Genomic DNA, 11,799 nt, shown 5'->3' with positions numbered 1-11,799 from the left:
CGGATGTTTTCACGAAAGCAACCTCTGCAGCGGAACCGTGATCTTCCGATGGCTGCCAGTCCCTCTTATAATGAGCTCAAGCTGCTTTACACAACGGCTGTCCCGTAACAGCCATGCATCAATGGTGAGGCTTGCAGCATCTCCCTTATCCAGCACGCGGAAGCTTTTGCCGCATATGGCCGTGCGGTCTGCCGGGAAGATCTGCTGATCAGCAAGATTCCGGAACACCCCCTCTGCCTGATAGATGGTCACCCTATCTCCAAGATTTTCAATGACTAGACGGCTGCGGACCATGATGCCCTGTCTCATTCCGGCTGAAGGAAAAATTCGCCGGACTTCCGAGTTTTTCAAGATCACATTCCAGCAACTGTAATACCCTTTATTTTCCGGTAAAATCGAGCTCAGAAAAGAAAGAAGTTCTGCTGAGCCATTGTCATTTTGATTTTTTGATGATTTGGTCATCGTTCGTTCTCCTTTATTTCCCGCCTCGACTATCTTATTCGGAATGGGCATCTGCCGTTCAAAAAAAGCCCCCTCTTAAGAGGAAGCCTTTTCTTCAATCCTGATTTCCAATCCCTGCACCTGCTCTGCTGCATCCTTCAAAACGGAAGCAAGCGCAGCAGCCCGGCTCCCGAGAATCTTGCGGCTCTCTTCAAAATGAACCCATTTTACAGTGAGCGGTAGGGATGTATAGTCCACTAGACAATCATACAACGCATCCAAATTGTTTCCGTAGTGTTCAGGGAATTTCAGTTCTTTTTTCAAGTAGATATGCAGCTCCTCTTCCGTCTGCAGCTTGAAGCCGTCTATGATCAATTCTCTCATCTGACACCCTCCTTTTCTTTTATTAAAAAGGACTTGCCCAGTTACAGCAAGTCCCCAATTTCAATTCAGTTCCAGCTGTCAAAAGTTCGGTAGTGGTCATCTGTGGAGTAGTAAAGACCGTCATTGGAATACACAACTCTTGAGGCGTTGCGGCAGCCTGACGTGTAATAGGCATCTGCTTCATACCAGATTCGTCCGCTTGCTTCAGGCAGCTTTCCTTCACGGTTGTAGAAGCGGTCCCCACCGATGCTGTAGCCCGGAAGCACATCTGCAAGGTTGCAATCGCTTGATACCCAGCCGTAGGAGGACGCTTCTGATTTCGTTACAAAGTTTGGAGGAAGTTCACCATAGTTTTTCAAATAGCTGATAATCCCTGAAAAGCTTGTGATCTCAGCGGCTTTGGCAACAGGAGCCTGATGTTCAGCAGACGGACTGATCCCTCCGAATGCAAGCGTAAAAACAAGAGCGAGCATGGTACCTAACTTCATCAGCTTGTTCATCTTCACATACCTCCATCTTTTCATAATGTGGAATACAAGCTGAATTATACAGACGCTTTATTTTAAGATCGTTAAAGGATTGTAAAGATTGGAACAGATGGAAAAAACGGTGAAATCCGACTAATAGAGAGCGGGATAAAAGCCAGGAAGTGAAGCCTCTGCTTCTAAAAATATCCGCCATTCCCCCTGTATCGCCTTTCTTCGGTCCCGTTTTCAGGAAGTCAGGCAAGTTAATGGAAAGACGATGAAGGAATCAGGTGCTTTATGCCGAATAAATAGGCTAAGAGCTTGGCATTCCTAAAAAGGATGGTGACCACATGTTAAAGAACCGTTTTTTCAGAAATGTTCTTTTTAAAGGCCTGCCGGACAGGGAACAAAATGCTTGTGAAGTAAAGCTGATCAAAACGATTAAGCGCTTAAAGATCGAGGATTACAAGTTTAACTGGGACCGCAACAGCTGCTATATCGAATTCTACTACAATAAAGAACTGTACCGCCTCGAACATTCCGTCGAAAAAGCCCAGGAAAAAGGCATCCTCCTCCGCAATGGAATGGACTGCCTGAACGAACTCACCGACTCTCTCGAAAACCTCTGCACCATTATCGAACGTGGTACGTACCGGTTTGAAAAATGGATTGAAGGCATGAAACAGACTCCAATTGCAAAAGAAGATCCGGGCTATGAAGAAGAATTTCACATCCGCTACCGGTCTACCGGAAGACAGGCTTATCAGGACTTTCCGAGGAAGGATGAATTTGCTCCCTTTCATCCTGAGGTTTCTTTAAGGGATTATGAAGAAAACGACATACCGGTAAGGAAATAAGAAAAACCTGCAGAGCGAATCTGCAGGCTTTTTTTATGGTGCGATAGCCGGAAAATACGGAACCACTTCTTCCCCAAGCTCCTGAATGACTTCTTCTGCGGGCCTCTGGCTGTCAAACAGAGCAAAGAATAGATGGTTAACACCGGCATCCTTGTAGATGTTCAGAAGTTCGATCAAATAATTTCTTCCAATCCTGTATCCGAGACGGATCGGCCTTGGAATTTCGTTCGGGTCTTCAGCCAGATCCAGATGCATCGGCTGACTGAAAGGCTTGAAAACACCGGGTTGATATTCTTCTACGAGATCTCTCCAGCGCTTTACGGTTACTTCCTGGTCATGAGGGCTTCGAGGATAATACATCCAGCCGTCACCATGCTCGGCAAACCATTTCATTTCCTGCTGGGCATATCCTGTAATAAAGGTCGGAATTCGGTTGATGGGTTTCGGAACCAGATTTGCTCCTCTGATGCTCCCTCGCTTTGATTGAATCCTTGGAAAATCCTCATACAGTACGTCCTGGAGATAATGATACCCCTCTGTAAATGCTTCCCCGCGGTCTGCATGCGAGACACCGAGTGCGGCAAAATCAGCACGGCGGTCTCCTGATGAAATCCCAAGAAGAACCCTTCCAGGAAACAATTGATCAAGCGTGGCGATTTCCTTCGCAACTCGCAGCGGATGCCGGAGCGGCAATACAGCAGCGGCTGTACCAAGCCCGATTTCGTTTGTTTTCCCTGCCAAATACGCCATGTAAATCATCATGTCATAAATCTGCCCGACAGCCGGATCTCCGAAATGGGGGTCCTCCAGCAGAACGTCACGAAACCATAGGCTTGTAAAACCAACTTTCTCTGCCAGCTGCGCCAGCTCTTCCTGTTTATCCATTGCCGGAGTGCTGAATTGATAATTTTCAAGGGGGACATGGAGGCCGAGTGTTAGTTCCCCCTCTTTATAAGTCCGGTTATAAGCTTTATGCCCTGCAAATGAACTCATTGTATCCCCTCCTTTACTCTTTATCTGTCAGTCGCTTATGCAGCTTTTCTTTCCATTCCGCGCAGCCAGGCAGTCAGGATAACGGCCCCGGCTACCATAATCGCTCCGATCCATGGAGTATGGATCAAACCAATGCTGTCTACAATGATCCCGCCGATAAAGGAACCAATGGCGATCCCAACATTAAATGCAGCGATGTTCAAAGCAGAGGCTACATTAACGGCGGATGGCACATATTTTTCGGCAAGATTCACGACCAGCACCTGCAGCCCGGGAACGTTCATGAAGGCGAACAATCCCATCAGGAAGATTGCAATCAGCCCTGCCACTTTAAACGGAGCAGCAAAAGTGAGGGCAACCAAAATAATGGTTTGCAGAACAAACATCCAGAACAGAGCTTTTAACGGATTTTTATCCGATAATTTACCGCCGGCCACATTTCCAATGGCTACGGCTACTCCATAGACGAGAAGGATGATGCTTACCCAGCTTGAGCTGAATCCAGTTACATCTTCCAATAATGGAGTCAAATACGTGAACGCGACAAATGTTCCGCCATACCCGAGTGCAGTAATGGCAAATGCGAGCAGCAGACGGCCATTCGCGAGGATTTTTATTTGCTCACTGAATTTAGCAGGCGGTGCTTCTTTCAGATTCTTCGGTACAAGAATCGCACTTGCGATGATTCCAATCACACCAAGAAGTGCCACTCCCCAGAAGGTGGCTCTCCATCCGAAAGCCTGTCCAATAAAGGTTCCGAGCGGTACTCCTGTAACCGTCGCAACCGTCAAACCGGTGAACATGAAAGCAATGGCACTGGCCCTTTTATGAGCCGGCACCAGATCTGCCGCGATCGTCGCACCGATCGAGAAGAAGATCCCATGCGAAAAAGCTGTGATGAACCTTGCCACGATCAATAATTCAAAGCTCGTTGAAACAGCCGCAACCGAATTACCTATAATAAAGACAAGCATTAATGACATTAACAGTGTTTTTCTGTTCATTTTACCTGTGAGAGCAGTTAGCACAGGAGCCCCAATCGCTACCCCAATGGCGTAGCCGGAGATCAGAAGCCCTGCCAGTGTAATTGATATGGACAGATCATCTGCGATGGTTGAAAGCAGCCCAACCGGAACAAACTCGGTCGTTCCAATTCCAAAGGCACTGATTGCCAGAGCCAGGAGGGCAAGTGTCCCGCCTTTCGCTTTTGACTGATCTATAGCAGTTGAGTGTGTACTCATATTTTGTTCCTCCTTGAATAAAAATCTGAAAACGAAGGCGCCTTTCGTTTTCATTTCCATACATTTAATCAAGCACCTTCCGCAACATCATGCGGGGCACATGAGTTATTATGCATCGTTTCCTTCAAGGAGAACAGTACGTACTTTGAAGTAGTATAGGCACTTGAAAGTAATAATTTTGCAGATATTGTGATTGCAGCTCTTTATTTTTTGAATGCATCCCAGTGTTATTTAGAAATTCAATCACCTGAGTCGTTTATTCCATCACCTAAGTCGGGAATTCAATCACCTGATCTATTTATTCCATCACCTGAGCCTAGAATTCGATCACCTACTGGATTTTTTCCATCACCTGACCTGAATTCGATCATCTAGCTTATTTATTCAATCACCTGAGCCGGGAATTCAATCACCTGATCTATTTATTCCATCACCTGAGTCTAGAATTCGATCACCTACTCCATTTATTCCAACACCTGACCTGAATTCGATCATCTAGCTTATTTATTCAATCACTTGCCCTTTAAATTCCTTAGCTCACCGCAGCAAAAAGAGGCTTCCCCCTAAGGAAAGCCTCTTTTTTAAATCCGTATCGCAGTTCACTCAACCGGCAGCGGTGCAGCCGGGGAGACCAATTCTTTCTCCCTTATTTCCTGCCAGAATGCGGCCGGAATCTGTTCTTTGGCAGCTGCCGTATCTTCCTTCACATGCTCAGGTCGTGTGGTGCCCGGGATAACCGCTGCAACCGCAGGATGAGCCATGGTAAATTGCAGGGCCGCTGCTTTCATGCTTACCCCGTGCTTTTCGGCAAGCTGATTCAGGTTCTGGCTTTTAGAGACGATTTCATCCGGTGCATCCCCGTAATCATAATGCTCACCGCCGACCAGTACACCTGAGCTGTAAGGTGCTCCGATGACGATGTTCACCCCTTGCTCCAATGCCCTTGGCATGAGCTTCAGCAGGGCGTGGTCATGATTGAGCAGCGTATAGCGGGTCGCTTGAAGACAGAGATCGGGCCTTGTTTCCTCGAGCTCCATCGCAAGCTCAATCGGCTCGGTCCGGTTGACGCCGAGCCCCCACGATTTAATCACCCCTTCTTCACGGAGGCGGGTCAGGACTCGGAATGCTCCCGTCCTTGCCGCCGCGAATTGGGAAATCCATTCGTCTCCAAGGAAGTCGGGAGACACATCATGAACGTACACAAAATCCAGCCGGTCTGTCTGCAGGCGCTCGAGACTCTGCTCAATGGAACGAAGTGTCGCGTCCTCACTGTAATCGGTCGTGATTTTATTTTTGCGGCCGTGTTCAAACATGCCTTCCTTTTCTTCTGTTTCGTTCTCGATCACACGGCCGACTTTTGTGCTTAAGAAAAAGTCATCCCGGTTTTTTTCGGATAGAAACTTGCCGAGCCGCAATTCCGCAAGCCCTGCTCCATAAAACGGAGCCGTGTCATAATAGCGGATTCCCTGATCCCATGCGGTCTTGATCGTTTCCATCGCTTCTTCTTCCGGCACATCCCTGAACATATTCCCGAGCGGGGCGGTGCCGAGGCCGAGTTTTCCCTTAATGAACGTCATTGTGTTAACCTCCTGTTTTCCATTCTATCCTTTCCATTTCCTAATTCCTGTCCAGCTAAACGGCATAATAAAGAGGCTTCCAATGGGAAGCCTCTTTTTTTACTGCTTAAAGATCACCTTTTGATACCACTCTGCTGCTGCGGCCGCTTCCTGCCCTGTTAATTGGTGGCCTTGGTTCTCCCAGTGCACCGTTGCCCGGGCACCGGCGTTTTCCAATAAGGATTGCAGTTCTGTTGACTCTTCCGGTGAACAAATTGGGTCGTTCGTTCCGGCAGCGATGAAGACGGGCACTTCTGCTAGATCCGGGAGTTCAATTCCTCTCCTTGGCACCATCGGATGGTGGAGGATCGCACCTTTTAGCGCATTGCGGAAATGGAACAGCAGGCTCGCTGCAATATTGGCGCCGTTTGAATAACCAACGGCTACTATGTTGTTCCGCTCAAAGCCGTATTTTTCAGCTGCTTCATCCAGAAAAGCGTTCAGTTCGTTCGTCCGGAAGACCAAGTCCTCCTCATCAAAAACGCCTTCCGCTAATCTCCTGAAAAATCTCGGCATTCCATTTTCCAATACATTCCCGCGCACACTAAGTACGGAAGCCCCGTCATCAATGATGCCGGCAAGAGGCAGCAGGTCCAGTTCATTTCCGCCCGTGCCGTGAAGCAGCAGCAGTACCGGTTTTTCCGGGTCCCGGCCCTTATTGAATACATGTTTCATTACAAATCCTCCTCCAAAACCCTGGCCTTAACCGGCGGCAGGGTCCGTTCTAATTCTTCCCGTTTCGGTTCAAGCCAGGAAGGCAGCATAAGATTTTCACCGAGTTCATCTGCGGGTTCATCTGCTGTGAAGCCTGGCGGATCAGTCGCAATTTCAAAGAGAATGCCGCCTTCCTCATGGAAGTAAAGAGCTTTGAAATAGCTGCGGTCCTTGATCTCTGTCGGATTGTATTCTTTTTGCAGCAGCAATGTTCTCCATCGTTCCTGCACTTCTTCATCTGCGGCTCTCCATGCCACATGGTGAATCGTTCCGGCTCCCATAAGCCCCCGGACGGATGGAGTCAGCTTAATGTCGATTGTATTGCCAAGACTTGCGGCTGATTTAAAGCGGAGGAATCCTTCTTCATCTCCCTTACACTCCAGTCCGAGCATGTCTTCCAGAACTTCAGCCGTTTTATGGGGTTTTGCTGAAAACAGGGTAACTCCTCCAAACCCTTTAACCGCATGGTCAGCTTTCACTTCACCGAACCCCCAATGGTTCACCGGGCCTTCTTCACGCTCTGTCAGCTCAAGCTTGAGACCGTCGGGGTCATTCAATTGCAGGGAGGTTTCTCCAAAGCGTTTTGAAGAGGAGTAACGGATTCCATATTTTCGCAGCCGGTTTTCCCAGAACAGAAAGGAGCCCTTCGGAACAGCAAAGCTGATCACACCGGCCTGCCCCGTTCCGATGCGCCCCTTGAGCTGCTTCTCCCAGGGGAAAAACGTAATGATCGTGCCGGGCTGTCCCTGTTCGTTCCCGAAATAAAGATGGTACACTTCGGGACGGTCAAAGTTGATCGTCTTTTTAACAAGCCTTAACCCGAGTACACCTGCATAAAAATCAATCGTCCGCTGTGCATCGTTCACCATGGCAGTTAGATGATGAATTCCGGCCGTCTTCAGCAACTTCCCCACTCCTTTTTCCAGTCCGATACTGTCATTTTAACACTTTCAGCCAAGTTCCCTAACATGAAACGGCAGTAAATCCCTTACAATCTGATCTCTGTGCGGCTCGTACTGTGCAGGCAGCATCAAACGTTCCCCCATCGTTTCCAGTGATTCATCGTGAGCGAATCCCGGGGGATCGGTCGCGATCTCAAACAGAATCTCACCGTGCTCCCTAAAGTAGATGGCATTGAAATAATTGCGGTCCTGAACCGGGGTCACTCCAAATCCATGGGCTGCCACATGCTTTTGCCAGTCCAATTGATCCTGATCGTCATTTGCCCGCCATGCAAGATGATGGACGGTCCCGACACCCATCCGGCCCCGCCCGATTGGAGTTAATTTAATGTCGATGATATTGCCAATCTCTCCGCTGGAACGGTACCGTACAAAATCGCCTTCGCGTCCGACGAACTCCAGTCCCATCACCTTTTCCAGCAGTTCGGCTGTCTGGGCAGGGTTTACGGATAAGAGTGTCGCACCTCCAAAGCCTTTGATCGCATCGTCCGGGGTTACCCCGCCAAAACTCCATGGATTGGCGTCGCCTTCTTCCCTTTCAACAATCTCCAGATGAAGTCCGTGCGGATCATCAAATTCCAGATACTGTTCACCGAAGCGCTCAGTTTTTATATAAGAAACATTAAAGGTTTCAAGCCTGTTTTCCCAAAATGCCATAGCACCCAGGGGAACAACGTACGACGTTACTCCCACCTGGCCGTCCCCAATGCTTCCCTGGCGAGCGCCTGCCCACGGGAAGAACGTGATGATCGTTCCCGGCTTTCCACCCTCGTTTCCAAAATACAGATGATAGGTTCCCGGGTCATCAAAATTAACGGTTTGCTTAACGAGGCGCAAGCCTAATACTCCGGCATAAAAATCAACATTCACTTGAGGATGGCCGACAATCGCAGTGATGTGGTGAATTCCTGAAGTTTTCATTTTATTCTCCTTTCTGAAAAAACTTCTATTTTATCTCGAATTCGAGATATAAGGCCAACTTGACTCTTTATAAGGAAATTGATCCTGGCCCTGCTAATGCGAGAACAAGAGCTGCTGCGATAATCAGCAAATTGTATTCAAAGCCGCCCTTGCCATTCCAGTACCCGTTTTTCCCATGGACAGTTGCAATCGCGACAATCATCGTTAAAATAATCAGTGCCGCGCCAACTCCGGTCCATACTCCCAAAAGAAGCAGAAGTCCTCCAATGATTTCTGACGCACCTGCTCCAAAAGCGGCAATCTTCCCGGGTTTCAATCCGAGCGACTCCATCCATTGCCCAGTACCCGTTAAACCGTAGCCTCCAAACCATCCAAATAATTTTTGGCTTCCATAACCAAGAAACGTGATTCCCATTACAAGACGTAAAATAAAAAGTGCAATATCCATTTTGATTCCCTCCTGATTAGTTTTAATTCATATATCTTGATTTAAAGATAATACATCACCAGCCTTGCGTCAATCATTTATTTCGAATTCGAGATATTTCAGCTGCCAAAACAGTTAAAAAGCCGGGAATGCGCATCCTGCGTTCCCGGCTTCTCCTTTCTTACTGTATCTGCTGCTTTTTAAGAAATCCTCTCTTTTTCAGAGGTCCGTTCTGATTCCCAGTAGTCCGCGTTCTTGATCCCTAACGCTTTCGGATCAAATACAGGATCGAGCCCCTGCTTTTTCTGCCTTTCGTAATCCTTTAGAGCAAGCAGTGCCGGCTTGGCCAGCAGCAAAATCGCGATGACGTTCAGCCAGACCATGATGCCGAGTCCTGCGTCACCAAGGGCCCAGGCAAGTTTTGCAGTTTTTACGGCTCCATAGAAGGACGCTCCCATAATGACAAACTTCAATACAAAAGATACCCATTTGCTGTTTTTCTTAAAAAGATACGTTACATTCGTTTCGGCAATATAGTAATAGGCCATGATCGTTGTAAAGGCGAAGAAGAAAAGTGCGATAGCGACAAATCCGGCTCCGAAGCCCGGGATGACACTGTCTATTGCCGCCTGCGTATAGCCCGGACCCGCTTCAACTCCCTCTAAATTGGTAACAATGGACGTTCCGTCTTCAGCCACCGTATTGTACATGCCGGTGAACAAAATCATGAAGGCAGTGGCCGAACAAACGAACAGTGTATCAATGTACACGGAGAATGCCTGCACCAGGCCTTGCTTGGCAGGATGGGAAACTTCAGCAGCCGCTGCCGGATGCGGTCCTGTACCCTGTCCAGCTTCGTTGGAGTAAATTCCACGCTTTACTCCCCAGGCAACCGCCATTCCAATCAGACCTCCAAACGCGGAATCCGCACCGAAGGCACTTCTGAAAATCAGGCTGATTACACCTGGCAGTTCAGCAATATTCATAAGAACAATCACGACAGATACAAGGATGTACCCTAGAGCCATAAAAGGAACGATCAGCTGAGCTGTGCGGGCGATCCTTTTTGTTCCGCCAAAAATAATGACCCCCAATAAAATGACAATCCCAAAGGCAGTAACAACTGGAGGAATGTTAAATGCATTCTCCATTCCGAGCGCAATCGAGTTCGCCTGCACTCCCGGCATCAGAACAGCCATCGCTAGAATGGCAGCGACAGCAAAAACCACCGCAAACCATTTCCATCCGATCCCTTTTTCTATGTAATACGCCGGTCCGCCCCGATACTGTCCCTCATGCTTCACTTTGTAGATCTGGGCGAGGGTGGATTCGATAAAGGCACTGGAAGCCCCAATGAAAGCGATGGCCCACATCCAGAATATGGCCCCTGGTCCTCCAAAAGCAATAGCTGTGGCGACTCCGGCAATGTTCCCTGTTCCGACACGGCCGGATAAGGCGATCGAAAGTGCCTGGAACGAAGAAACTCCAGCCTCCGAGCTCTTCCCTTTAAACATCAGCATTACCATATCTTTAATGTGCCGCACTTGCAGAAACCGGGTCATAATGGAAAATAAAAGTCCTACGCCAAGCAATATGTATATCACCGGTGTACTCCACAAGATGCCATTCAAACCTGCAACAAAATCCGCCAAGAACCTCACTCCTTTTTCTCTTATTTCTGAAAATTCTATCTTTTAATTATAGTTTAATAAGAGATTTTGCACAATCATGTTGGAAGGTTTCTTTACAAAAATTTAGTTTCCTAAAATAAGAACTCCACCTACAACGGAGAGTCCTTTGAAACTCTTTCCTAATTCCCTCCATTACTACAAGTGTCGGTGTGTTTTTCTCATTAATCCCAGAGTGAAAAAGCAGCATCTCCCTTAAATCCTTTGCCGATCAAAGATGCAATTCGTTCATCTTTACGAATTGCATAAACAAAGTTTCACATACAGAAACTTCTATTCATAATTTGAATCGTTTCCCGCAGACTATTAAGATGATTTTGTGAGAGGGAGGCGAGGTTATGGATCAATATGAGGTGGCCACCTTAAAGAAAGGCCTGCAAATCCTTGATCTTCTTATGAAAGAGAAGGAAATGACACTTACCGGTATCATGGATCACTTTCGCTGGAATAAAACCAGTACGTTCCGGCTTCTTTATACATTGGAAAAGATGGGCTACATCGAGAAGGGACAGAATGGCTTTGGACTAACAGGCAAAACAGCTGCTCCACGACAATCTCCTGATCCAATGGCTGATTGGATATCCGTCCCTGCCCTTTACGATCTGAGCAAAAAGCTGGGAGAAACGATGTACATCGGTCTTCTAGACGGGGCAGATGTAGTCATTACCCAAATAGTAGATGGAACTCATTCCATGAGAACTCATACGAGTATCGGAGACCGGGATCCTGCACATGGGAGTGCGCTCGGGAAAGCTATTCTTGCTTTTATGGAGCCTGAACACCAAAAAGACTTTTTAACCCAGCTTCCCTATTCGAAGTCGACCATCCACACATTTGATGACCGGCAGCTCTTTCTATACCACCTCAAAGCCATCAAGGAACAGGGCTATGCGGTCGATGATGAAGAAACGGAGATCGGTGTACGCTGTATCGCAGCTCCTATTTATATTCATGGGCATGTCGTGGCGAGCGCGGCAATTTCAGGACCTGTCTCGCGTCTTCCTAAAAAGCTGGACAAGTCAATCAGCAAAGAGTTAATCATCTGCTGCCGGAGGATTACCGCCCAGCTGGAGAAAAAGTAAAGGAGG

General features: G+C 47.8%; 13 protein-coding genes. 2 read left to right on the top strand and 11 right to left on the bottom strand.

The features are described 5' to 3' along the window. Positions 1-9: 9 nt before the first annotated feature. From GKZ89_RS18080 to GKZ89_RS18070, 3 genes are all read right to left on the bottom strand, one after another. Entirely contained in the window at positions 10-462 is a 453-nt protein-coding gene (locus GKZ89_RS18080; RefSeq protein WP_155113804.1) for a hypothetical protein, read from the bottom strand. A 75-nt stretch (positions 463-537) separates the two neighbouring features. Continuing rightward, a complete protein-coding gene (locus tag GKZ89_RS18075; RefSeq protein ID WP_155113803.1) occupies positions 538-825 on the bottom strand; it encodes a barstar family protein in 288 nt (95 codons plus the stop codon). A gap of 65 nt (positions 826-890) precedes the next feature. Further along, a complete protein-coding gene (locus GKZ89_RS18070) occupies positions 891-1,325 on the bottom strand; it encodes a ribonuclease domain-containing protein (RefSeq protein WP_155113802.1) in 435 nt (144 codons plus the stop codon). 317 nt (positions 1,326-1,642) lie between these two features. Here GKZ89_RS18070 and GKZ89_RS18065 point away from each other — a divergent pair, with 317 nt between their 5' ends. Next, on the top strand, positions 1,643-2,149 hold the full coding sequence (locus tag GKZ89_RS18065; protein ID WP_155113801.1) for a hypothetical protein: 507 nt from the start codon (positions 1,643-1,645) through the stop codon (positions 2,147-2,149). Between the two features lie 33 nt (positions 2,150-2,182). Here GKZ89_RS18065 and GKZ89_RS18060 read toward each other — a convergent pair whose 3' ends face one another. From GKZ89_RS18060 to GKZ89_RS18025, 8 genes are all read right to left on the bottom strand, one after another. Further along, entirely contained in the window at positions 2,183-3,142 is a 960-nt protein-coding gene (locus tag GKZ89_RS18060; protein ID WP_155113800.1) for an LLM class oxidoreductase, read from the bottom strand. Between the two features lie 35 nt (positions 3,143-3,177). Continuing rightward, entirely contained in the window at positions 3,178-4,383 is a 1,206-nt protein-coding gene (locus tag GKZ89_RS18055; RefSeq protein WP_155113799.1) for an MFS transporter, read from the bottom strand. 599 nt (positions 4,384-4,982) lie between these two features. Further along, positions 4,983-5,960: an aldo/keto reductase gene (locus GKZ89_RS18050; RefSeq protein WP_155113798.1), complete on the bottom strand. Its 978-nt coding sequence runs from the start codon at positions 5,958-5,960 to the stop codon at positions 4,983-4,985. 99 nt (positions 5,961-6,059) lie between these two features. Then, entirely contained in the window at positions 6,060-6,674 is a 615-nt protein-coding gene (locus GKZ89_RS18045; RefSeq protein WP_155113797.1) for an alpha/beta hydrolase, read from the bottom strand. Continuing rightward, positions 6,674-7,618 (bottom strand): ring-cleaving dioxygenase, encoded by a 945-nt coding sequence (locus tag GKZ89_RS18040; RefSeq protein WP_155113796.1) that lies wholly within the window; start codon positions 7,616-7,618, stop codon positions 6,674-6,676. The genes GKZ89_RS18045 and GKZ89_RS18040 overlap by 1 nt, the downstream gene beginning before the upstream one ends. Positions 7,619-7,663: 45 nt before the next feature. Then, entirely contained in the window at positions 7,664-8,596 is a 933-nt protein-coding gene (locus tag GKZ89_RS18035; RefSeq protein ID WP_155113795.1) for a ring-cleaving dioxygenase, read from the bottom strand. 67 nt (positions 8,597-8,663) lie between these two features. After that, entirely contained in the window at positions 8,664-9,044 is a 381-nt protein-coding gene (locus tag GKZ89_RS18030; protein ID WP_155113794.1) for a DoxX family protein, read from the bottom strand. Between the two features lie 179 nt (positions 9,045-9,223). Then, the gene (locus GKZ89_RS18025) at positions 9,224-10,675 is read right to left on the bottom strand and encodes an alanine/glycine:cation symporter family protein (protein ID WP_155113793.1); all 1,452 of its coding nucleotides are present in this window, start codon (positions 10,673-10,675) and stop codon (positions 9,224-9,226) included. Positions 10,676-11,049: 374 nt separating this feature from the next. Here GKZ89_RS18025 and GKZ89_RS18020 point away from each other — a divergent pair, with 374 nt between their 5' ends. After that, a complete protein-coding gene (locus tag GKZ89_RS18020) occupies positions 11,050-11,793 on the top strand; it encodes an IclR family transcriptional regulator (protein ID WP_155113792.1) in 744 nt (247 codons plus the stop codon). Positions 11,794-11,799 lie beyond the last annotated feature (6 nt).

It is taken from the genome of Metabacillus mangrovi (assembly GCF_009711125.1).
Classification (GTDB): Bacteria; Bacillota; Bacilli; order Bacillales; family Bacillaceae; genus Metabacillus_B; species Metabacillus_B mangrovi.
Note: the sequence above shows the minus strand (reverse complement) of the source record. Positions and strands in the feature narration are given on the sequence as shown.

Excerpts from the sequence above, each read along its gene's own strand:
- GKZ89_RS18080 (WP_155113804.1), bottom strand. The coding sequence starts at position 462 with ATGACCAAATCATCAAAAAATCAAAATGACAATGGCTCAGCAGAACTT.
- GKZ89_RS18075 (WP_155113803.1), bottom strand. The coding sequence starts at position 825 with ATGAGAGAATTGATCATAGACGGCTTCAAGCTGCAGACGGAAGAGGAG.
- GKZ89_RS18070 (WP_155113802.1), bottom strand. The coding sequence starts at position 1,325 with ATGAACAAGCTGATGAAGTTAGGTACCATGCTCGCTCTTGTTTTTACG.
- GKZ89_RS18065 (WP_155113801.1), top strand. The coding sequence starts at position 1,643 with ATGTTAAAGAACCGTTTTTTCAGAAATGTTCTTTTTAAAGGCCTGCCG.
- GKZ89_RS18060 (WP_155113800.1), bottom strand. The coding sequence starts at position 3,142 with ATGAGTTCATTTGCAGGGCATAAAGCTTATAACCGGACTTATAAAGAG.
- GKZ89_RS18055 (WP_155113799.1), bottom strand. The coding sequence starts at position 4,383 with ATGAGTACACACTCAACTGCTATAGATCAGTCAAAAGCGAAAGGCGGG.
- GKZ89_RS18050 (WP_155113798.1), bottom strand. The coding sequence starts at position 5,960 with ATGACGTTCATTAAGGGAAAACTCGGCCTCGGCACCGCCCCGCTCGGG.
- GKZ89_RS18045 (WP_155113797.1), bottom strand. The coding sequence starts at position 6,674 with ATGAAACATGTATTCAATAAGGGCCGGGACCCGGAAAAACCGGTACTG.
- GKZ89_RS18035 (WP_155113795.1), bottom strand. The coding sequence starts at position 8,596 with ATGAAAACTTCAGGAATTCACCACATCACTGCGATTGTCGGCCATCCT.
- GKZ89_RS18030 (WP_155113794.1), bottom strand. The coding sequence starts at position 9,044 with ATGGATATTGCACTTTTTATTTTACGTCTTGTAATGGGAATCACGTTT.
- GKZ89_RS18020 (WP_155113792.1), top strand. The coding sequence starts at position 11,050 with ATGGATCAATATGAGGTGGCCACCTTAAAGAAAGGCCTGCAAATCCTT.